The following is a 20,589-nucleotide window of genomic DNA, read 5'->3' as shown; positions in this document are numbered from 1 at the left end:
TCATAAACCTTCGTTAATCGACTTTGCAAGGCGCAGTGAATTGGCGCATCTTATGCGCAACCGCTGCGTTGCAACACTTAGTTAGTGTGCTTATCATTTGGCGGTGTCTCTCCATTCCTACTTAAAACGCTCAGGATCCCGCCGCCATGACTTCATCGAACGTCCTTGCAACCCGGTGCTCCAACCGCCGGGGTGCTTGGTTGTTGATCACGCTTCTCCTCCTCGCTTTTCCTTCGCTCTCCTTTGCCGCTGCTGGCCCGCTCGATCTGACCACCACCGTCGCTGGTATTAGCTGTGTGATCATCTTCATTCTCGCCTATGCGCTGGTGATGAGTGAAGAGATCATCCATATGCGCAAGTCCAAACCCGTGCTGGTGGCCGCCGGGCTCATCTGGGCAATCGTTGCCTGGATTTACGTGCAGGCGGGGATGCCCGAGGAGGCCGAAACGGCGTTTCGCGAAACGCTTTTGGAGTACACCGAGCTTTTGCTCTTCTTGCTGGTGGCGATGACCTACATCAACGCCATGGAGGAGCGGCGCATTTTCGATGCGCTGCGCGCCTGGCTTGTGCGCAAGGGCTTTAGTTACCGCAGTCTTTTCTGGATCACCGGCTTTCTCGCCTTTTTCATCTCGTCCATCGCCAACAACATGACCACCGCCATGCTCATGTGCGCGGTGGTGCTCAAGGTCGCCGAAGGCGATAACAAGTTCATCGGGCTTTGCTGTGTGAACGTGGTGGTGGCCTCCAACGCCGGCGGCGCCTTCAGCCCCTTCGGCGATATCACCACATTGATGGTTTGGCAGGGCGGACAAATCCCCTTCGAGGGTTTCTTCGTACTGCTGATACCGGCGATCATCAACTTCGTCGTGCCCGCCACTATCATGAATTTCTTCATTATCAACCGCCAGCCCGCGGCCTTGACCGAGAACGTTTGGCTCAAGCGCGGCTCGCGGCGCATCATCGCGCTGTTTTTGGTGACCGTTGCGATCTCGGTGCTTTGTCACTCGGTGCTCAACCTGCCGCCGGCCATGGGCATGATGTTCGGCCTGGGGCTTTTGCAGTTTTTTGGCTACTACCTGCGCCAGAGTTTGCCCCGCTCGCTGGAGCGCAAGCGCGAGCGCTACTCCCGCCGCGGCGATTGGAAAAAGCTCGAGCAGTTGGGTAGCGTCGTACCGTTCGATATTTTCAGCCGGATCGCCCGCTCGGAGTGGGACACATTGCTGTTCTTCTACGGGGTCGTGCTGTGTGTCGGCGGTTTGGGCTTCATGGGGTATTTGAGCCTGCTCTCCGAGACCCTCTACGGTAGCTGGAACCCGATCTGGGCCAACGTGGTGCTGGGGCTCATTTCGGCGGTGGTCGATAACATTCCGGTGATGTTCGCGGTGCTTTCCATGGCGCCGGACATGACCGAGGGCAACTGGCTGTTGATCACTCTGACCGCCGGCGTGGGCGGAAGCCTGCTCTCCATGGGCTCGGCGGCGGGCGTGGCCTTGATGGGCCAGGCGCGCGGCATTTACACCTTCGCGGTACACCTGCGCTGGGTGCCGGCCATTTTGCTGGGCTACGCGGCCAGCATCGGCGCGCATCTTTGGATCAACGCGTCGCTGTTTTAAGCCAGGGGGCACCGCAGGGTGCCCTTGCCTGACCAGTTGGCATGAAAGTATTGGCCAGCCAAACAAAAACCGCCCTCTAAAAGAGGGCGGTTTTTTCGTGATGGGGTGCGGCGCGTTTTATAAATCGTGGCCGGTGATGACCTGGCAAATGTCGGCGAAGCTGCTAGCCATGGGCACCACGGTATTGTCGATCTTGCCATTGCCCTGACCGATAGCGTTTTGAATATCGGTCACTGAAATCAGGCCGCGAACGCTCAAGGCGTGCTCGGCGTTGTGTTCGGTGATCAAAAGATGCTGCTCGGTGAAGCTCTCCATCGAGAGGATCAAATCCTGGATGCTCATGGACGTGAGCTGCTCCATGGGCATGGCGCTGAGTTTTTCCCAGGGCGTCATGATCATTTCGGCGGTGATCTCTTCGCGGTCGAGCTGGCGCTGCTGCATGGCCAGGTTCACCCGGCGGGTGCCGATGACTTCCTTGGCGGTCAAAACACCCACGCAGTGCTCGTTGCGATCGATCACGAACAGCAGTCTTACGCCGCTGTGGCGCATTTTCAGGTGCGCTTCGTTGATCGGGGTGTCCGCGGCAATGGACTGCGGCGCTACCTGGGTGAAATCGGTCAACAGCGAAAGCGCCGGGCTTTGCTGGGTAAGCTCCTTGGCCGCGGGGGTGGTCAAAAGCGGTGTCTGGCCAAACTGAACGAGCGGCTTGGGCTTGCGAACCATTAAATTCATGGCAGTACCTCCGTGATCTGTCAGGGTGCGCAGGCGGTTACGCCTGCTTTATGCATTCAGATTTACACGGAATCCTTACCACAACCTTAAGGGTGTCCAATTATTGTTTAATCAACATGATAACCAACGGCTATGGTGGCTCGGCGTTGCCGCCTTTGGCCAGCACGGCGCGCACGCGAAGCCCACCCTGGGGGGCGTCTTCCAGGCTTAGTTGCCCGGCGTGGCGTTTGACCAAACGCTCGACGATCGAAAGCCCCAGGCCCGCACCGGCACCCGGGCCTGCGCGCTGAAAGCGCTCCATCGCGCGCAGCCGCTCGCTTTCCACGATCCCCGGGCCCTGGTCGTCGACGGTGATCGTGACCGTATCGACGGTGGCGCTGAGGGTTACGGTAATGGTGCTTTGCTGTGGGGCGTGTTGAAGCGCGTTGCCCACCAGGTTTTGGATCAGCGTCTCGATCGCGCCGGGCTCCTCGTTCATTTGCCACGGGGCCCGGTCGTCGGCGTCGAGCAGCAGCTGCTGGCCGCCTTTCGCCGCCAGGGGGGAGAGCTTTGCCAGGGTTTCGCGTGCTTCGATGGCCACGTCGACCTGCCTCGAGGCCGGGTGTGCGTCGGTGTCCGGGTCCAGCCGCGCCAATGTGAGCAGTTGGCTGACCAGGCGGGTAGAGCGGGCCACGCCGTCGCGCAACCGTGTCAGCGACGCTTCGCGGTCGTGAGCGTTATCGGCGGCCAGGGCGTTCTGGGCGTGAAGGTCGAGCACGGCAAGCGGGGTGCGAAGCTCGTGGGCGGCGTCGGCGATAAAGCGCTTCTCGCGCACGCGCAGGCGGCTGACCCGTTCGAGCAGCCGGTTGAGGGCGCCGGCGATGGTATCGAGTTCAAACGGCAGCGGCTCGCGCGGCAGCGGCTTCAAATTATTGGGGTCACGGTTTCTGATCTGTTCGGCCATGCGCGAAAGCGGCGCCAACCCCCAGCCGATCGACCACCATAAAAGCACCGTTAATAGCGGCAGGCCCAAAAGATCCGGCAACAAGGTACGCAGCGCCACCGTGGTAATCAGCTCGTCGCGCATGTCTTCGCGCTCGCCGACCACTACCTGGCGGGCGGTGTTGGGCACGTCCAGTACGTAAATTCGCCACTCGGCATCGCCAAGCTCTAGCGACGAATAGCCGGAGGGCTGCTGATTCAGCGAAGCCTGTGGGGCGTTGGCCGAGCGCAGCAGCAGTGCATCCGCTTCCCACAACTGGAAGACGAGCTGGCTTTCGTAGCGGTGGCCCGCCGCGTGCTCGGGGGCCTCGTTGGCCGTGCGCAGCGCGTCTTCCAGGCTGCCCAACAGCACCGCCCGGTCGGCCTCGGGCAGTGGCGCGCGCAGCAGGCCTTCCAACAGGCGCGCGTTTTGCGACAGGCTGGCGTCGTAAAGCTCTTCGATCTCCTGGGCGGCGTAGCGGTAGCTAATGAACCCGATGACCAGCATGCTGAGCCCGAACACCAGCAGCGTAAGCCCCAGCGTGCGCTGGCGAAGCGACTTCATGAGGCCGACCCCGAGGCCGCTTTATCCATTACGTAGCCAATGCCGCGCACCGTGCGTACCGCATCGCTGAACAGTTTGCGGCGCAGGTGATGCACGTGCACTTCGATGGCGTTGCTTTCGACGTCCTCCTCCCAGCCGTAAAGCAGTTGAGCGAGCGTATCCCGGGTAAATACGCGGCCGGGGTGGCTCATGAACTCCTGTAACAGGGTCAGCTCGCGACGCGAGAGCGCAATCTCCTGACCCTGGTAGGTCACGCAGAGCGTGTCCGGGTCGAGTACGATGCCCCGGCAGGTCAACTGCGAGCTCACCTGACCCTGACTTCGCCGGAGCAGCGCGCGCAGACGCGCTTTTAGCTCTTCGACTTCAAAGGGCTTGGTGAGGTAGTCGTCGGCGCCGGCGTCGAGCCCGGCAATGCGGCTGTCCACGTCGTCGCGGGCGGTCAGCACCAGCACCGGCACCTGGACGCCCTGGCGGCGGGCGCCTTCCAGCACCGCCATGCCGTCCAGCCGGGGAAGCCCCAAATCCAGAATGACGGCGTCGAAAACTTCGTTTTTCAAGGCGTTCAACGCCGCGGTACCTTCGCTAAGATGGTCCACGGTATAGTGCTCGGGCTTCAGGGCCAGGCGAATGCCGGAGGCCAGGCTGGGATCGTCTTCGACCAGCAGTATACGCATAGGGGCGGATGACTCCTTTCATTCACAGCGGGCTCGTTCAGGGGCTATCGCAACGCGTCGGAAAATCTAACATGCCATGTCACGAGGCTTTCGACCACTCCTACCTTGGCCCTTGTCCTGCCCATCGACGGTTGGAGGCGCTAAGCCACCTGGCCGCGTTTTACGACCCGGCACAGCAGTCGGCTCTGAAAGCCTCTTTGGAGCGCGCCCAGGCCGGCCCGCCGCTCAATTGGGAAGGCTTTTGGATCATCACGCGCGCAGAGCGCATCGAGGCCACCCTTTGGGTAGAGCCGCTGGCCGACGCCACCGCCCAGCTTTGGCTACCCGCCCGGCAAAATAGCGCCGCCGAGGCGTTACTCGCCGGTGTCCATCGGTGGGTAAGCCGCCAGGGCTTCGATCTTTGCCACGTCATGCTAAGCAGTGGGCAAAGCGACTGGGCGGCGATGCTGGCGGCGAGCGGGATGGAGCGCATCGCCCGGGTGGCGCATTTGCGGGCGCCCTGCGCGGCGACGGACACCGCCTCGTCGCCTCTTCTCATGGCGCCCTTTGGCGGACTGGCCCGGGCGCGTCAGCTCGCGCTGTTGCGCGCCATTAGCGAAGCGTCGCTGGACTGCCCGGCGCTGCTCGAGGCACTGTCCATGGAGACCTTATTAGCCGGATTTTACGCCCAGGCGCCGGCGGCGCCGCGCCATTGGTACCAGGCCATCTACAAGGGCGAGACCGTCGGTGTTTTGCTGCTGGCCCCGCAAACGCCGTCAAGCTGGGCGCTGCAACTGATGGGGATCGTTCCGGCCTGGCGCGGTAAGGGGCTGGGCCAGGCGCTTGTTGAGCAGGCGCAGGCGCTGGCCCACCAGGGCGGCGCCCAAACGCTCACGCTAACGGTCGATGCGCACAATACGCCCGCCTGGCAGGCCTACACACGGGCCGGTTTCAGCGGCGATAGCACCCAGCAGCTCTACGCATGGCGCCGGGAAGAGCCCGAGGGTCGAACCGGCTGACGCAAGGGGGCTGAAGAGCGGGTCTGACAAGGTCGTCATGGTGCGAGTTTTTACTCTATACTGAGCGCGTTCCATTAAGGAATACCTGTCTACTCATGGAGGAATCGCAATGAAAATTATCCTGGGCATCATCGTATTCATTTTTCTTGTCGGGCTTTTGACGCTGACCGGTGTCTTTAACCTCATTTTCTGATCCCGCGGCCCCAGGCAGGCGCCGCTCTGCCGATGCTTTACGATTGGATCGCTACACGCGCTGGTATCACGCCTTCTACGCACCAAGGGGCGCGATGCCAGCGTTTGACGTTAACGGTCGCGTTTTATAGGGGGTCCGGAGTGAATTTCAAGCGCGTGGCAGGGGCTTTATTAAGCGTTGTCTCAAGTTTTGTGTGGGCTGATAACGACGCGTTGAGAGCGCAAGGCGAGGCGGTCTACGACAGGCTTTGTATGGCGTGCCACCAAACCGGGGTGGCCAGTGCGCCGATTCGCGGTGATAGCGAGGCCTGGGAGGCCCGCCTGCCCCAGGGCTTCGAGGTACTGCTGCGCCACGCAATCGACGGGGTCGGCGCGATGCCACCGCGCGGAGGCAACCCCAATCTTTCCGACGACGAAATGCGCGCAGCGACGTTCTATCTGGTCGAGCCCGTGATGGAGGAGCCGGCGCCGCAGCAACGAGGCGAAGCGCCAACCGAGCCCTCAGCCCCCGATTCTGCTGACGACGAAGAGGGCGCTTCCCACCGCCAACTCGATGGTGAAGCGCTTTACGCCCGCGCCCGGTGCGCCTCCTGCCACGCCACCGGCATTGCCGGTGCTCCGGCGCTTGGCGATTCCAACGCCTGGGGCGAGCGCCTGGATAAAGACCCCGACGTGCTCTATCAAAGCGTGATTGCCGGTAAAGGGGTGATGCCACCCCGCGGGGCGAGTACCGCTTCCGACGACGAGCTCAAGGCGATGGTCGACTTCATGGTCGAGCGCTCTCGCTAGCTCACTTCGTTTATCCACAGCCGCATCGAACGAAGGCGCTGTGGATAACCCAAACCGCTAGTCGAGCAGCGAGCGCAGCCCGGCGATGGCATCCTTACCACGCGCCTGCTTTTTAACCGGGTCCTCTTTATCGGCGCGGCCTTCCCAGTCGAGATCCTCCGCGGGCAGCTCGTCCAAAAAGCGGCTGGGCTGGCAGTCCATCAGCTCGCCGTAGGCCTTACGCTGGCGAGCGAGCGTCATCGTCAGTGTGCGCCGCGCGCGGGTGATGCCCACGTAAGCCAAACGGCGCTCCTCTTCCACCGTGCCGACCTCGATGGCGTTGCGGTGGGGCAGCAAGTCCTCTTCCAACCCCATCAGGTAGACATGAGGGAACTCGAGGCCTTTGGAGGCGTGCATGGTCAAAAGCTGCACGCGGTCCGAGTCGTCCTCCTCGGCCTGCTGCTCGAGAATATCGCGCAGCACCAGCCGCGAAATAGCGGCTTCGACGCCGTCGGTTTCCGTCGCGGTAGAGTCGTCATCCTCTTCCGGGTCGCGGTTGAGCGATTTTTCGAGCTGGTCGATCAAAATCCACACGTTGGCCATGCGCCGCTCGGCGATGGTCGGGGCGCTGGCGTTTTGATAAAGCCAGGCTTCGTAGTCCATGTCGCGCAGCATATCGCGAATGGCGGCGATGGCGTCGCCCTGGTCCATGCGCTTGCGCACGCCTTCTATAAAGTGGGTAAAGCGCGCGAGCCGCTCCACCGCTTTGGTCGGCAGCACCTGCTCGAGACCCAGCTCTCGGCAGGCGTTAAAAAGCGAAATATTGCGCCCGGTGGTCTGGTCGTTGGCGTAGTTGGCGAGCTTTTCAAGCGTGCCCGGGCCGATCTCCCGGCGCGGCACGTTGACGATGCGCAAAAAAGCGTTGTCGTCAGATGGGTTGATCAAAAGGCGCAGGTACGCCATGGCGTCCTTGATCTCGTTACGCGAGAAAAACGACGTGCCGCCGGAGAGCTTGTAGGGAATCTGGTAGTGCTGAAGCTTCAACTCCAAAAGCCTGGCCTGGAAGTTGCCCCGGTAGAGCACCGCGAAGTCGCGCCACTCGGCACGCTCCTTGATGCGCCGGGTGAGCATTTCGCTGGCCACGCGCTCGGCTTCGGCCTCTTCGTGGCGGTTGACCACCACGCGGATCGGCGCGCCGTCGCCCATGTCCGACCAAAGGGTCTTATCGTAAACGTGGGGGTTGTTGGCAATCAGCGTGTTCGCCGCGCGCAGAATGGTCCCGGTGGAGCGGTAATTTTGCTCGAGCTTGATGACGTTCAAGCGGGGAAAGTCCTCGCCCAGGGTGACCAGGTTTTCCGGCCGCGCCCCGCGCCAGGCGTAAATCGACTGGTCGTCGTCGCCGACCACCGTGAAGGTGGCACGCTCGGCCATCAACAGCTTCACCAGCAGGTACTGAGACACGTTGGTGTCCTGGTACTCATCCACCAGCATGTAGTGGATCTTGCGCCGCCAGCGGGCCAGCGCCTCGGCATCGTTTTGCAACAGCACCACCGGCAGCAGGATCAGATCGTCGAAATCCACCGCGTTGTAGGCTTTCAGGTGGCGGTTGTAGGCTTCGTAGACGCGCGCGGCGAACTGCTCGTCTTCGTCTTCGGCGTACGAGAGCGCCTGACCGGGCAGTACCAGGTCGTTCTTCCAGGTGGAAATCTTGCCCTGCACCGAGTTGATCTGCTCGGCGTCGACCTGGGCGTCCTTGTTCATCAAATCGCGCAAAAGCGCCTTGGCGTCTTCCGGGTCGAAAAGCGAGAAGCCGGGCTTGTAGCCCAGGGTCTTGAGCTCGCCGCGAATGATGTTGAGCCCCAGGGTGTGAAAGGTCGACACGGTCAGGCCGTGGCCCTCCTTGCCCTTGAGCATCTGGCCCACGCGCTCTTTCATCTCCCGGGCGGCCTTGTTGGTGAAGGTGACCGCCGCGATCCGCCGAGCGCTCATCCCGCACTCCTGCACCAGATAAGCGATCTTGGTGGTGATCACGCTGGTTTTGCCCGACCCCGCCCCGGCAAGGACCAGGCAGGGGCCATCGATATACCGAACAGCCTCTTGCTGGCGCGGATTAAGGCCTTTGATGCGGCTTAAAATAGAGGACATGGACACTACCTGGCAGGAAAGCGGGACGCTTTGGCCGTATCATACAGGGCGGCGGGTCGAAGGCGAAACCGGTGAATAAATACGTCGAATGGAGTCAAAAAAATCTTTTCTAACATTAGACCAAAGTTCTATAAGAGTTTGTATAATACCGCGCCACCGTTGGGCGAAATCGTCACCCGGCGGGGGCGTGCCACCGGAGCGACATTGCGCAGGCCAAAGGGTACTCGTCATGTTTGAAGTAGCGCTGTTCGAGCCGCGCATGGCGCCCAATACGGGCAACATCATGCGCCTGGTCGCCAATAACGGCTGCCGGCTTCACTTGATCGAGCCATTGGGCTTTGATCTTGAAGAGAAAAAGCTGCGCCGCGCCGGGCTCGACTATCGGGATCTGGCCAACGTGACGCGCCACGCCGACTTTGCGGCGTTTGCAAAGGCCATGGCCGGGCGCACCATGTGGGCCATTACGACCAAGGGGGGAAGGGCGCACAGCGAGGCGGCGTTTGCCCCCGGGGACGTGCTGCTGTTCGGCTCGGAAACCGGTGGTTTATCGGCCGAGGTGCACGCAGCACTGGCAGAGGAGCAGAAGCTGCGCATCCCCATGCAGCCCAATAACCGCAGCCTGAATTTGTCCAACGCCGTGGCGGTGGTGAGTTTCGAGGCCTGGCGGCAGCAGGGCTACAAAGGCGCGCTATAGCGCCTGGGAAGCCACCACGCCGTAGCGGTCGCGGTAGGCGCGTACCGCCTCGGCGTAGGCGAGCATCTCGCCACCTTCGTGCTCTTCGAGATATTCAAGTACTTGCTCGAGAGTGACGATACTTACCACGGGCATGGCGTACTGGTCGCTCACTTCCTGCAGGGCGCTTTTCTCGCCCTGGCCGCGCTCCTGACGGTCCAGCGCGATGATCACCCCGGCGGCGTGGGCGTTTTCGGCCTCGATCAGCGCCATGACCTCGCGAATGGCGGTGCCCGCCGTGATCACGTCGTCGATGATCAAAATATTGCCGGCAAGCGGCGCGCCGACGATGTTGCCGCCTTCGCCGTGGGCCTTGGCTTCCTTGCGATTGAACGCGTAAGGCATGTCCTGGTCATGGTGGTCGGCCAAAGCGGCGGCGGTGACGGCGGCCAGTGGAATGCCCTTGTAGGCCGGGCCGAAGAGCACGTCGGCCTCGAGGTCGCTGTCCATGATGGCCTGGGCGTAGAAGCGACCCAGCTTGGCCAAGGCGCGACCGGTTTGAAACAAACCTGCGTTGAAGAAATAGGGGCTGACGCGCCCGGACTTAAGCGTGAACTCGCCGAATTTAAGCACGCCCTGCTCAATAGCGAAGGCAATGAAGTCGCGCTGATAGGGTTTTAAAGTCGCAGTCACGGCGATGGTCTCTTAAGCAAAAATGTGAGTGAACGTAACCGTTAATGATCAGGTAAATAGTCTGATTAAGCTTGCCTATTTACCCAAACGTCTAAACGTCGGGTATCATACAGCAGCGACGCAAAAGGGACGATTTATGAAAATTGCCAGCATTAATGTCAATGGTATACGTGATGCCGTCGACCGTGGCTTCCTGGACTGGCTGGCTCAGCAGGATGTCGACGTGGTCTGCGTGCAGAACCTCAAAGCCAAAAGCTTTGAGCTGGGCGACCATATCCTCTATCCGGAAGGTTTCGAAGGCTACTTTTTGGACGCCGAAGAAGATGGCTTCGCCGGGGTCGGTTTATATTGCCGCAAGATTCCCAAAGCCATCATGTACGGGTTGGGCTTTCCCCAGTGCGACCACGAAGGGCGCTTTTTGCAGGCGGACTACGACCGTTTCAGCATCGCTACCTTCCTGATGCCCGACGGCTCCGATCAAAAAGCCAAACAGGCCTTCATGGAGCAGTACCAGGAGTACCTGACGAAGATGTCGCGCAAACGCCGCGAATACATCATCTGCGGTACCTGGCACGTCGCCCATAAAACCGTGGATCTGGCCAACTGGTCCGACAACCAGCTCACCTCGGGCTTTCGCCCGGAAGAGCGCGCCTGGATGGACCAGGTGCTCGGCCCGACCGGCTTCATCGACACCTTCCGCGAGATCAATCGCGACGCCGGTGAGTATACCTGGTGGCCGAAACTCGACCAGCAGGTTCCTCGCGACCGCCAGGAAGGTTGGCGCATCGACTACCAGCTGGTCGGCCCGAACTTTCGCCGCCACGTGGTCGACGCCTGGATCGACTATGACGCGACCTTCTCCGAGTACGCCCCGCTGATCGTCGAGTACGACCTGGCCCTTTAAGGCTGAGCGACTTCCCGCGTCGCGCCGGTAGTCACTTTCAAGTAGCCGTCAAAAAGGCCAGCTTAGCGCTGGCCTTTTGCGTCTCGATAACGGCGTTATGGTTTACCCGCGAATGCCCAGCGCCTCGCGCTGATGTTCGCGCAGCTCCTCTCCGGCCTTCTCGGCCAAATCCAGCATGGCGTTGAGTTCGGCGCGGCTGAAGGACTCGGCCTCGGCGGTGCCCTGCACCTCGATCAGCTCGTTGGTGTCGGTCATCACCACGTTCAGGTCGGTGTCCGCCTTGCTGTCTTCCGGGTAGTCGAGATCGAGCACCGGCACGCCTTTGTAGATACCTACCGAAATGGCGCTGACCAACTGCTTGAAGGGGTCGCCTTTGATCTTTTTCTCGCGCTGTAGGTAGCGAATCGCGTCCAGCAGTGCCACACAGCCGCCGGTGATCGCCGCGGTGCGCGTGCCGCCATCGGCCTGGATCACGTCGCAATCCACGGTGATGGTGAACTCGCCAAGCTTCTTCAGATTCACCGCCGCGCGCAGGCTGCGCCCGATCAGGCGCTGGATTTCCAGCGTCCGGCCGCCCTGTTTGCCCCGGCTGGCTTCGCGGCCGCTGCGCGAGTGGGTCGCCCGGGGCAGCATGCCGTACTCGGCGGTCACCCAGCCCTGGTGCTTGCCACGCAGCCAGCGCGGCACGCCCGCCTCCACGCTTGCGTTACACAGCACTTTGGTGTCGCCAAACTCGACCAGCACCGAGCCTTCGGCGTGGCGGGTATAGTCGCGGGTCAGGCGGATATCGCGCAGCTGGTCGGCCTCGCGGCCACTGGGGCGAACAACATCGGGACGCATAGCACCTCTCAATCGCGCTCAAAAGCGCATCACTCGGAAAAGCCGTCTATTGTACACGTCCTGACGGTTAAACCCGCCCCTATCGGGTAGACTGAAGAAAATGCGCTTTCAAAGGATCTGATCAATGGGTAACACTCGCTGCGTACACAGTATGACCGCTTTTGCCCGGACCGAGCAGGCAAGCGCTTTCGGCACGCTGCAGATCGAAATTCGCTCCGTGAACCAGCGCTACCTGGACCCGCATTTTCGCCTGCCGGAGGCGCTACGCGAGCTCGAGCCCACGCTTCGCGAAATGCTCAGGCAGCGTCTGGCCCGGGGCAAGATAGAGTGCAACCTGCGCTTTGAAAGCGCCGATGACGTTCAAGCGCCCACGGTCAACCAGGCGCGGCTAAAAGAGATCGCCGACGTGCTCGCGACCATCCAGGCCCAAGTACCCGGCGCCGCAGCGCCGACGACGCTGGCGCTTTTGAACCACCCCGGCGTGATGGAGACCCAGCATCTCGACCAGGAGGCCATCAAGACCGCCGCCCACGCCCTTTTTGAGCAGGCGTTGGACGAGCTGGTCGACGCCCGCGCCCGCGAAGGCGAAAAGCTCAGCGCGATGATCGAAAGCCGCCTCGATGCGGTCAGCGAGCAGGTGCGCCTGGTGCGCGGTTTTCTCCCGCAGATTCTAGAGCGCCAGCGCGCATTGCTGCTCGAACGCCTGGAAATCGCCCGCACCGAGCTCGACCCCCAGCGCCTGGAAGCGGAGCTTGTCATGGTCGCCCAAAAGGCCGACGTGGACGAAGAGCTCGACCGCCTGGAAGCCCACGTGGATGAGGTACGCCGCCAGCTTATTGAGCCCGGCCCCCAGGGCCGCCGGCTGGATTTTCTGATGCAGGAGCTTAACCGCGAAGCCAACACACTGTCGTCGAAATCCGTGGTGGCCGACACCACCCGCTGCGCGGTGGAGTTGAAGGTATTGATCGAGCAGATGCGGGAGCAGATTCAGAATATTGAGTGATCGACGCTTTTGACCCAAAGCGTTGGGTTTTCGCAATGGCCGCCCCGTGCACTACGCTGTCTCTATACCGTTTAGCAGACACGAGCCTTGCCCATGCCCATGACCCTCTACGCCCATCGCCTCTCAGCCTTCGCGGGCTGTCGAAATTTTTGCCCGGGAGCTGGGCGTCGAGTACGACTTCCACGAGATCGACTTCGCGGGTGGTGAAACCCATGCGCCGTGGTTTGCCGAGATTAACCCCTTCGAAACCGTCCCCGCCCTGCAGGCTACCTCCGCGGCAGGTGATACGTTCTCCCTCGGCGAAAGCCAGGCGATTATGAAGTACCTTTGTCGCACGGCGAGCGATCGACAGTGCGCCAAGCGCTGGTATCCGGGGGATGAAGATGCGCTTGCCTCCGTTCGGATCGACCAGTGGCTTGCCTGGATGCACGCCGGCGTGCGTCGCTTCGACATGTTCCACTCCATCATGAACCTGCACTTGACGCTGCCCATGCTCAAACGCGAGATTCAGGCCACCCAGCTGAAACCGCTACAGGATGGCCTGGCGTCGGGGCTTGGCGTGCTGGAGGCGCAGCTTGCGCGACACGCGAAGGCCGGCCACTCGGCCACGCTGCTGGGCGGCGAGCACCCCACCCTGGCCGACCTGGCCATTAGCTGCGAGCTCTATCAGATCAAGGCGACGGGCTACTCGTTCGGCGGTTATCCCAGCGTCGACACTTGGCTTACCGGCATGGCCGAGCGCGCGCACTTCAAGGCCATTTGCGAAGAGATCGACGAACAAGGGCGCGAGATCCACGAGCAAAGTGGAGCGTATCTGGCACTGGAAGCGTTCGGGTAGTCTTGATTGGCCATGCGGGCGCTTAAAGCCGCCCGGGCCGTTAGCCGGGCGCACCGGTTTGAATCGTCGTCTCGACCGAGAGACCGACCCGCAGTTTGTCTAGCCCCGGCTGGTCCGGGTCCAGAGCGATGCGCACCGGCAGGCGCTGGACGATCTTGGTGAAGTTGCCCGAGGTTTCGTTGGATGAGACCGGCGAGAAAGTCGCCCCGGTGGCTGGCGCCAGGCTCTGAACGTGGCCGTGCAGGGTAAGCTCGGGGAAAGCGTCCACGTCGATATCCACCGGCTGGCCGGGGGCGACCCGGGTAATATCGACCTCGCGGTAGTGAGCGGTGATATAGATCGCCTCGACCGGCACGATGGCGAGCTGCGCGCTGCCGGTATCCACCCAGGCCCCTTCGCGGGCCGCCTGTTCGGCGATCACGCCATCCACGGGCGCTTTTATATGGGTACGCGACAGCGCCAGCCGGGCTTTTTCCTGCTGTGCCAGGGCTTGGTCCAGCGCGGCGGCGGCGCTGTCACGCTGCGCCTGGAGCACCTCTGCTTGCTGGCGCACGCTCTCCAGATCGGCCTGGTCGGCCTGGCGCTTGGCTTGAAGCGCCCGGGCATTGGCATCGGCCTGCTGGGCGTTCTGGTCCGAGACGTTGCCGTTATGGCGTAGGTGGCGAAAGCGCTCCGCCGTGGCGTGGGCGTAGTCGGCGTTGGCCCCATCCTGGGCGAGCTGCGCTTCTGCCTGGCGAACCCGGGCGGGTTGCTGGGCTCGCTGCGCCTCGATCCGCGCAAGCTCCGCCCGGGCCGCGGCTACCTGGCCCTCGGCTTCCTCCAGCGCTGCCTGGTAGTCGCGCGGGTCGATCTCCATCAACGCATCGCCGCGGCTGACCCGCTCGTGATCCTCGACGTGAACGGCCACCAGATCGCCGCTCACCTGCGGCGCGATTACCACGTAGTCGGCGTCCAGGCGCGCATCGTTGGTCCAGACGGTGTCGCTGTGCCACTGCTGATAGGCCAGCCAACCGGCGGCGATGGCCGCGAGCATCAGGATGGTCGCGCTCAGTATCAGGGGTGTTCGCGCCCGTGGGCGGGCGTCATCGGTTGGGGTACTCATGGCATTCTCAGGCTAGGGATTTTAGGGTTAGAGCGGCTTGGGCCGGTTGAAACGTGGCGCAAAGGTACGCTTGGGCAGTAGACACAGTGGCAGTAGCAGCAGGGCGGCCAGCGCCAGGACCCGCCAGATATCGGCGTAGGCGAGCACCTGGGCCTGCATCTCGAGCTGCTCGTACAGCGCGTGAAAGTGCTCGCCGCCTTTGGCGTTAGCCGACCAGGCCAGCGCTTCGCCCTCGTGGCCCCCCAGCGGCAGCGCGTTGGCCAGACTGAAGCGCTGCCCGCCCAGGCGGTCCAGCAGGGTCTGTAGGTGGTGAGCGTGGGTGGTGACTAGCGCATGGCCGATGAGGCCGCTGGCCACCGGCCCGGCGAGCGCCCGCGAGGTGTTGATCGTGGCCGAGGCGAACGGCCCCTCCCAGGGGTCGATCACCGCCGTGGAGGTCGTCAAAAGGCTCACCACTACGATCGACTGGCCCATGGAGAAAATCACCTGCGAGAGGTAGAACTGCTCCCGGGTCCAGGCCAGGGTCGCGCCACTGTTCATCCAACTGGCCAGCGCCATCAGCACCAGCCCCAGCGCCACCATCCAGCGGCTATCCACGCGCTCGAAGTTCAATACGAACGCGGTCAGCGGCAGCACCACCAGCGACGGCAGCGCCAGCGCCAGCATGACGGGCAAGCTCTGCAGCGGGCGGTAGCCGTGTATCTCGGCCAAAAACTCCTCCGGCAGTGAAGCCGCCGAGGCCCCCAGGGCGATCACGCCGATCAGCATGGCGATGCCGAAGCCGAAGTTGACCCGTTTGACCAGCCCCGGCTGGATCAGCGGTACCGGCGCGACGCAGCAGCGCAGGATGAACAGCGGCAACAGCGTCATGCAGGCCAGCGCCAGCCAGCCCGCCTGGGGGGAGTTGAACCAGTCCCACCGCTCGCCCTGGGTGAACAGCACCACCAGGCTTGCGCAGGCGCTCCAGCCCAGCAGCCAGCCCAGCCAGTCGAACTGACGCCAGCGGTTGGGCGGGCGTGGGTCCTGGGGCAATCCGTAAAGCAGCAGCGCCGCCGCCAGCACGCAAAGCGGCACTACCGCCCAGAACACGAAGTGGGTACCCAGGTCATGGTGGGCCCACGCCACGATAGGGTTGGCAATGTTAGGGGCGAAGGTGGCCGTCAGGCCGTAGGCGGCCAGCCCGAAGAGCTTGGTCGACGGCGTCAGAAAGCGCAGCGCCACCGCCATCAACAGCGGAATCAGAAAGCCGTTGGTGAGCCCTTGCAGCCAGCGCAAGCCCAGCAGCACCGCCCGCGATTCGATGAACGTACAGCAAAGCCCCAGCACCCCGAGGGCGAGTACCGCCGCCACCGCGAAGCGGCGCATCGAATAGGTCACCGCCAGCCAGGGCGCAACCAGCATGCCCATGGCGACGCCGGTGGCGTACAGCGTGGTGAACCAGCTACCCTGGTCGACACTAAAGCCGTAGACGCCGCGAATGTCCGCCAGGGCCAGCGACGTCGCTTCTTCGTTGATGTCGGCACCGATACAGGCCAGCAGCATACCGACCAGGCCAAGAACCAGGCGTAGGGACATGAAACACTCATTGCGATGAAAAACGGGCGGCCAGGCCAGCCCAAGGGCGGGCAAACCTATAGCTATAAGTTGACTTTGTCAACTTATGCCGGCGTCCATCGCACTAAGTGATTGTTTTAGGGTGTCTCGGGGAGATCGTTACCGATATGTTCCAGCATGCGGTCGAGCAGGGTCTCGAACTGCCGGGCTTCGTCCGGTGTCAGCCCTGCGGTCAACGTGGCGGATAGCTCGCGGCGCACGTCTTCCAGGCGCTCGAACAGCGCCCGGCCCTCAACGGTCAAGGAAACCTCGGTGAGCCGCTTGGCCGTCGAATTGCCGCAGCGAATGATCAGTTCCTGGCGCTCCAGCTCACGAAACGCCCGCGCCACCTGGCCCTTGTCCCACCCCCGGCAATGCAGCAGCGCTTGCTGGGGCTGGCCGGGAAAGCGCCCCACCACCGACAGCACGCGCATTTGAAAGGTCGACAGCGCGATACCGTCGCGCTTGGCAAGCTCCGCCAGCCGCGCCCGGCTTAAAAAACTCACTTCGGCTAGCTTGTCGATCATGTTCTGCTCCATGCTCTTTTTATGGGGGCTCACCGTTATCGCCAAAGGCTGGGCGATGCGCCTGATACGCTCACCCTTGGATATTGACTTTCCGTGTCGTTACTTACACGCTCTGTGTCAAATGGACTGGGAGTGCCCGGTCGGCGTCTAAACCTCGGTGAGTTCATCGGGGTTTTTCGCTATCTGGACGAAGCAAAAATTCAAGGCAAATGCTTGAGCCTTTACTGATCATACCCATCGCCTACCGCTTGCCTGCCGCCTTCGCAGTAAAACTTTCTTCGCAGCACATCGAATGCCTGATTGGGCTGTTCCCGCTTGATCCAGCTGGGAGAGGGTCAAGCGCATAAAATGATAAGAATCCAATGTCGAACAGTCTAACGAATCGAGGCGATGGAGGGAGAGGCAAGATTCGTAAAAATGAAACCTTGCATAGCGCTGCTCTAACCCCCCAGCAACTCTTCCACCGGCAGCCGGTTCGTAGCCTTCACTTCCCGTAGCGAAAGGTTCGAGCGGATGCTCGATACTCCGGGGAGCTTTCGCAGTACCGTCTCCACGAACCGGCTGTAGTCGTCCAGGTCGCGGGCGATGACCTGAAGCAGAAAGTCCGCCTCGCCGGTGGTGTTGTGGCAGCTAAGTACCCGCGAGCTTGCTTGCACCAGGCGTTCGAACTCGGCGGTGGCGGCTCCGTCGTGCTGGGTGCAGGTGATCTGCACGAAGGCCAGCACACTGGCGCCGAGTTCACGGCGGTTGAGCGTGGCCTGGTAACCTTCGATCACGCTCGCCTCTTCCAGGCGTTTGTGGCGCCGCCAGCAGGTGGCTTCGCTGATCGAAAGCCGCTCGGCGAGTTTGGCATTGGAGAGGCGGCCGTCGGCCTGCAGGTAGGCGACGAGCTGGGCGTCTATCTTGTCTAGTGGGGCCATGGTGAAAGGCTCTTTCTTAGCTGCGCTATTAATGGAAGAGTGCTTCAAAACGCGCTTGTGTGTCCATGGATCAGAAAAGTAATTTCAGCCGCGGCTGGTTATATTGGGACGATTCAAACATGCCCTGGAGTGACCCATGAAAGCCGTTGTTTTCGAAAAATTTTCTGCACCGCCCGCTCTTCAACAGGTGCCGGACCCGACCCCGGAGCCCCACGGCGTGGTGGTGAAAGTAATGGCCAATGGGGTGTGCCGCAGCGACTGGCACGCCTGGATGGGCCACGACCCGGATGTGGCGCTTCCCCACGTGCCGGGGCATGAGCTGGCTGGGGTCGTGGAGGCGGTGGGCAAGGATGTCACGAAGTGGCGGGTTGGCGACCGGGTCACGGTACCGTTCGTGGGCGGCTGCGGCACCTGCCCGGAGTGTAATGCCGGCCATCATCAGGTGTGCGACCACCAATTTCAGCCGGGCTTTACCCACTGGGGCTCCTTTGCCGAGTACGTGGGCATCCACTACGCAGATGTGAACCTGGTGGCGCTGCCGGAAACCCTCGAGTTTGCTACGGCAGCGAGCCTGGGCTGTCGGTTCGTGACCTCGTTTCGTGCGGTGGTCGACCAGGGCAAAGCGGCGCCGGGGCAGTGGGTCGCGGTACACGGCTGCGGTGGCGTGGGGCTTTCAGCGGTGATGATCGCCAGCGCCCTGGGGGCCAACGTGGTGGCGGTGGATATCTCGAATGAGGCCTTGAAGCTTGCCCGCCAGCTGGGGGCGGTAGCCACGGTGAGTGCGGCCGAGGTCGCCAGTGTGACCGAGGCGGTGCGCGAGATCACCCGCGGCGGTGCCCACGTTTCGCTGGATGCGCTGGGCCACCCCACTACCTGCTTCAATTCGATCAGTAACCTGCGCAAGCGCGGCAAGCATGTACAAGTGGGGCTGATGCTCGCGGACCACAGCACCCCCGCCGTGCCCATGAGCCAGGTAATCGCCAACGAGCTGGAAATCCTCGGCAGCCATGGCATGCAGGCGCACCGCTACGGCGACATGCTGGCGATGATCGAATCCGGCAAGCTCGCCCCGGAGCGGCTGATCGGCCGGCGCATCAGCCTGGCGGCGTCGATCGATGCGCTGGTCAATATGGATAAATTCGAAAGCGCGGGGGTGACGGTAGTCACCGAGTTCTGAGGCGAGGCGGCGCAAAAACGTTCATAAAGCGGTTCTCAGGCAATGTTTCAGCTATTTTTTCCATCATGGCGAAGCAAAAGATTCGCTCCTCTTTGGCCCGCGCAGGTTTTACGCTAGGGCCATATAAAAGTGTCCATGGAGATTGTCATGCCAGCTACTAACGCTACTCGCCGCGTCATCGCCCAGCACGCCGCCCACCGGGACGATATCGGCGACCTGACCACGCGCCGCCCGCTACCGGGGCCCGGGCTCGATCAGCTCGACCCGTTTCTGTTTTTGAATCACCACGGCCCGCAGACCTACCCGGCCAATAACCAGGGGCTGCCCTTTGGCCCGCACCCGCACCGCGGGTTCGAGACGGTCACTTTTATTCTCGAGGGCTCGCTTGCCCACGCCGATAGTACCGATCACCAAAGCGTGATCCATGAAGGCGGTGTGCAGTGGATGACCGCGGGCAGCGGCATTGTGCACGCGGAAGTCTCGCCGCCCGAGTTCAAGCGCGAGGGCGGCCCGCTGGAAATCCTCCAGCTCTGGATCAACCTGCCGTCAAAACTGAAGATGAGCGACCCGCACTACGTGGGCCTGCAGCAGCAGGATATCCCGGCGCTGGCGCTTCCCGGCGGCGGTGAGCTGAACCTGATCGCCGGGCAGTGGGACGACAAGACCGGCCCTATCGAGGCATTGACCGGCATTTTCATGTCGACCCTCACGCTGCCCGCAGGTTCGAGTGAGGCGTTGCCCGTGGCCGCTGGCCGCCAGGTGTTTCTCTACGTGGTGAACGGCGAGGTAAGCGTGGGCGGTGAGCCGGTCAAGGCGCATCACCTGATCGAGGTCGACCGCGAGGGCGAGACCCTCGAAATCGAAGCCTCATCGGGTGCGCGGCTGCTCTTTGGCCACGGTGACGTTATCGACGAGCCGATCTTCTCCCACGGCCCCTTCGTGATGACCACCCGCGAGGAGATCGTCCAGGCGGTCGAGGACTACCAGGCGGGCAAGTTCGGCGGGTTGAACGCCTAAAGCGGCTCGCCCCGGTAGTAGTGCCATAGAAAAAGCGAGCCTACGCTTCGCCAGGGCGCCCAGTGCTCCACCATCTGACGCGCCTGCTTGGGCGTGGGCTTGTCGTCCATGCGCTTGAGGCGGCCCAGGGCGACGCGCAGCGCCAGGTCGTCCGCGGGGAAAATATCCGCACGCTTGAGCGAGAACATCAAATAGATCTCGGCGCTCCAGCGGCCAAAGCCTCTGAGTTGGGTGATCGCGGTAATCGCCGCGTCGTCGTCCAGCGCCTCCAGGCCGTCGGCGCTGAAGGTGCCGGCAAGCTCCGCCTCGGCCAGGCCCTTGGCGTACTCGACCTTGCGCCAGGAGAGCCCGGCGTCGCGCAGTGCCTGGCCTTCGACCTCCATCACCGCCTGGGCGTGAAGCTCCGGTAGCAGCGTATTCACGCGGCCCATGATCGCCCGCGCGGCGCCGGTGGAGATCTGCTGGCTGACGATGGTCGAGAAGAAGGTGGCGAAGCCCTTGTCGCGTTGGCGCGGGGCGGGCGGACCCACGTGCGCCAGGGCCCGGGCGATATCGCGGTCGGCCTCGGCAAGCGCGGCCATGGCGTGGTCGAGGGTGGGCTGGGTAGAGATATCGAACGACATGAATCACCAATGGTTAATGAGCAAAATAATGT

The 20,589-nt window shown here is 62.5% G+C and carries 20 protein-coding genes and 1 pseudogene; 10 read left to right on the top strand and 11 right to left on the bottom strand.

Going from position 1 to position 20,589, the window contains the following annotated elements:
* Positions 1 to 146 precede the first annotated feature (146 nt).
* Positions 147 to 1,613: a sodium:proton antiporter NhaD gene (gene nhaD, locus ACWHVV_RS18340; RefSeq protein WP_447927495.1), complete on the top strand. Its 1,467-nt coding sequence runs from the start codon at positions 147 to 149 to the stop codon at positions 1,611 to 1,613.
* A 117-nt stretch (positions 1,614 to 1,730) separates the two neighbouring features.
* Here nhaD and ACWHVV_RS18335 read toward each other — a convergent pair whose 3' ends face one another.
* From ACWHVV_RS18335 to ACWHVV_RS18325, 3 genes are all read right to left on the bottom strand, one after another.
* Positions 1,731 to 2,345 carry a CBS domain-containing protein gene (locus ACWHVV_RS18335; protein WP_447894734.1) on the bottom strand — a complete coding sequence of 205 codons (615 nt, stop codon included), beginning with the start codon at positions 2,343 to 2,345 and terminating at the stop codon, positions 1,731 to 1,733.
* A gap of 130 nt (positions 2,346 to 2,475) precedes the next feature.
* The gene (locus ACWHVV_RS18330; protein ID WP_447927494.1) at positions 2,476 to 3,870 is read right to left on the bottom strand and encodes an ATP-binding protein; all 1,395 of its coding nucleotides are present in this window, start codon (positions 3,868 to 3,870) and stop codon (positions 2,476 to 2,478) included.
* Positions 3,867 to 4,544, bottom strand: coding sequence for a response regulator transcription factor (locus ACWHVV_RS18325; RefSeq protein ID WP_447530433.1), 678 nt, complete (start codon positions 4,542 to 4,544; stop codon positions 3,867 to 3,869). Before ACWHVV_RS18325 ends, ACWHVV_RS18330 begins: the two co-directional genes overlap by 4 nt.
* Positions 4,545 to 4,615: 71 nt before the next feature.
* On the opposite strand from ACWHVV_RS18325, the gene ACWHVV_RS18320 reads away from it, so the two are divergent.
* Together ACWHVV_RS18320 and ACWHVV_RS18315 are read left to right on the top strand one after the other, a co-directional pair.
* Complete coding sequence (locus ACWHVV_RS18320; protein ID WP_447927493.1) at positions 4,616 to 5,542, top strand: GNAT family N-acetyltransferase; 927 nt, start codon at positions 4,616 to 4,618, stop codon at positions 5,540 to 5,542.
* Positions 5,543 to 5,767: 225 nt separating this feature from the next.
* A complete protein-coding gene (locus ACWHVV_RS18315) occupies positions 5,768 to 6,523 on the top strand; it encodes a c-type cytochrome (protein ID WP_447927492.1) in 756 nt (251 codons plus the stop codon).
* Positions 6,524 to 6,580: 57 nt separating this feature from the next.
* Here the strand turns inward: ACWHVV_RS18315 and rep are convergent, their stop codons facing one another.
* Positions 6,581 to 8,647: a DNA helicase Rep gene (gene rep / locus ACWHVV_RS18310; protein WP_447927491.1), complete on the bottom strand. Its 2,067-nt coding sequence runs from the start codon at positions 8,645 to 8,647 to the stop codon at positions 6,581 to 6,583.
* A gap of 229 nt (positions 8,648 to 8,876) precedes the next feature.
* Here rep and ACWHVV_RS18305 point away from each other — a divergent pair, with 229 nt between their 5' ends.
* Positions 8,877 to 9,341: a tRNA (cytidine(34)-2'-O)-methyltransferase gene (locus ACWHVV_RS18305; protein ID WP_447530429.1), complete on the top strand. Its 465-nt coding sequence runs from the start codon at positions 8,877 to 8,879 to the stop codon at positions 9,339 to 9,341.
* Here the strand turns inward: ACWHVV_RS18305 and pyrE are convergent.
* Positions 9,336 to 10,013 (bottom strand): orotate phosphoribosyltransferase, encoded by a 678-nt coding sequence (gene pyrE / locus ACWHVV_RS18300; RefSeq protein ID WP_447927490.1) that lies wholly within the window; start codon positions 10,011 to 10,013, stop codon positions 9,336 to 9,338. The genes ACWHVV_RS18305 and pyrE overlap by 6 nt on opposite strands.
* A 136-nt stretch (positions 10,014 to 10,149) precedes the next feature.
* On the opposite strand from pyrE, the gene ACWHVV_RS18295 reads away from it, so the two are divergent.
* Positions 10,150 to 10,917 (top strand): exodeoxyribonuclease III, encoded by a 768-nt coding sequence (locus tag ACWHVV_RS18295; protein WP_447530427.1) that lies wholly within the window; start codon positions 10,150 to 10,152, stop codon positions 10,915 to 10,917.
* A 102-nt stretch (positions 10,918 to 11,019) separates the two neighbouring features.
* Here the strand turns inward: ACWHVV_RS18295 and rph are convergent, their stop codons facing one another.
* Positions 11,020 to 11,757 carry a ribonuclease PH gene (rph, locus tag ACWHVV_RS18290; RefSeq protein WP_447894725.1) on the bottom strand — a complete coding sequence of 246 codons (738 nt, stop codon included), beginning with the start codon at positions 11,755 to 11,757 and terminating at the stop codon, positions 11,020 to 11,022.
* A 124-nt stretch (positions 11,758 to 11,881) separates the two neighbouring features.
* Here rph and ACWHVV_RS18285 point away from each other — a divergent pair, with 124 nt between their 5' ends.
* The 3 genes and pseudogenes from ACWHVV_RS18285 to ACWHVV_RS18275 all read left to right on the top strand — a co-directional run bounded on the left by ACWHVV_RS18285 (position 11,882) and on the right by ACWHVV_RS18275 (position 13,598).
* Positions 11,882 to 12,760: a YicC/YloC family endoribonuclease gene (locus ACWHVV_RS18285; protein WP_447927489.1), complete on the top strand. Its 879-nt coding sequence runs from the start codon at positions 11,882 to 11,884 to the stop codon at positions 12,758 to 12,760.
* Positions 12,761 to 12,875: 115 nt separating this feature from the next.
* Positions 12,876 to 13,046 (top strand): annotated as a pseudogene (locus ACWHVV_RS18280) (glutathione S-transferase N-terminal domain-containing protein); the annotation flags it as partial.
* A gap of 30 nt (positions 13,047 to 13,076) precedes the next feature.
* The gene (locus ACWHVV_RS18275) at positions 13,077 to 13,598 is read left to right on the top strand and encodes a glutathione S-transferase family protein (RefSeq protein ID WP_447927488.1); all 522 of its coding nucleotides are present in this window, start codon (positions 13,077 to 13,079) and stop codon (positions 13,596 to 13,598) included.
* 40 nt (positions 13,599 to 13,638) lie between these two features.
* Here the strand turns inward: ACWHVV_RS18275 and ACWHVV_RS18270 are convergent, their stop codons facing one another.
* From ACWHVV_RS18270 to ACWHVV_RS18255, 4 genes are all read right to left on the bottom strand, one after another.
* Positions 13,639 to 14,700 carry an HlyD family secretion protein gene (locus ACWHVV_RS18270; protein WP_447927487.1) on the bottom strand — a complete coding sequence of 354 codons (1,062 nt, stop codon included), beginning with the start codon at positions 14,698 to 14,700 and terminating at the stop codon, positions 13,639 to 13,641.
* Between the two features lie 27 nt (positions 14,701 to 14,727).
* Positions 14,728 to 16,275 (bottom strand): MFS transporter, encoded by a 1,548-nt coding sequence (locus ACWHVV_RS18265; protein ID WP_447927486.1) that lies wholly within the window; start codon positions 16,273 to 16,275, stop codon positions 14,728 to 14,730.
* 116 nt (positions 16,276 to 16,391) lie between these two features.
* On the bottom strand, positions 16,392 to 16,820 hold the full coding sequence (locus tag ACWHVV_RS18260; RefSeq protein WP_447927485.1) for a MarR family winged helix-turn-helix transcriptional regulator: 429 nt from the start codon (positions 16,818 to 16,820) through the stop codon (positions 16,392 to 16,394).
* Positions 16,821 to 17,260: 440 nt separating this feature from the next.
* Complete coding sequence (locus ACWHVV_RS18255) at positions 17,261 to 17,740, bottom strand: Lrp/AsnC family transcriptional regulator (protein ID WP_447927484.1); 480 nt, start codon at positions 17,738 to 17,740, stop codon at positions 17,261 to 17,263.
* A 136-nt stretch (positions 17,741 to 17,876) separates the two neighbouring features.
* On the opposite strand from ACWHVV_RS18255, the gene ACWHVV_RS18250 reads away from it, so the two are divergent.
* A complete protein-coding gene (locus ACWHVV_RS18250) occupies positions 17,877 to 18,917 on the top strand; it encodes a zinc-dependent alcohol dehydrogenase family protein (protein WP_447927483.1) in 1,041 nt (346 codons plus the stop codon).
* A gap of 147 nt (positions 18,918 to 19,064) precedes the next feature.
* Positions 19,065 to 19,934 (top strand): pirin family protein, encoded by an 870-nt coding sequence (locus ACWHVV_RS18245; protein WP_447927482.1) that lies wholly within the window; start codon positions 19,065 to 19,067, stop codon positions 19,932 to 19,934.
* Here ACWHVV_RS18245 and ACWHVV_RS18240 read toward each other — a convergent pair.
* On the bottom strand, positions 19,931 to 20,557 hold the full coding sequence (locus ACWHVV_RS18240) for a DNA-3-methyladenine glycosylase family protein (RefSeq protein ID WP_447927481.1): 627 nt from the start codon (positions 20,555 to 20,557) through the stop codon (positions 19,931 to 19,933). The genes ACWHVV_RS18245 and ACWHVV_RS18240 overlap by 4 nt on opposite strands.
* Positions 20,558 to 20,589: the final 32 nt, after the last annotated feature.

The organism is Vreelandella sp. EE27, assembly GCF_968206495.1.
The sequence above is the reverse complement of the archived record's forward strand: the minus strand, read 5'-3'. Positions and strand labels throughout refer to the sequence as shown.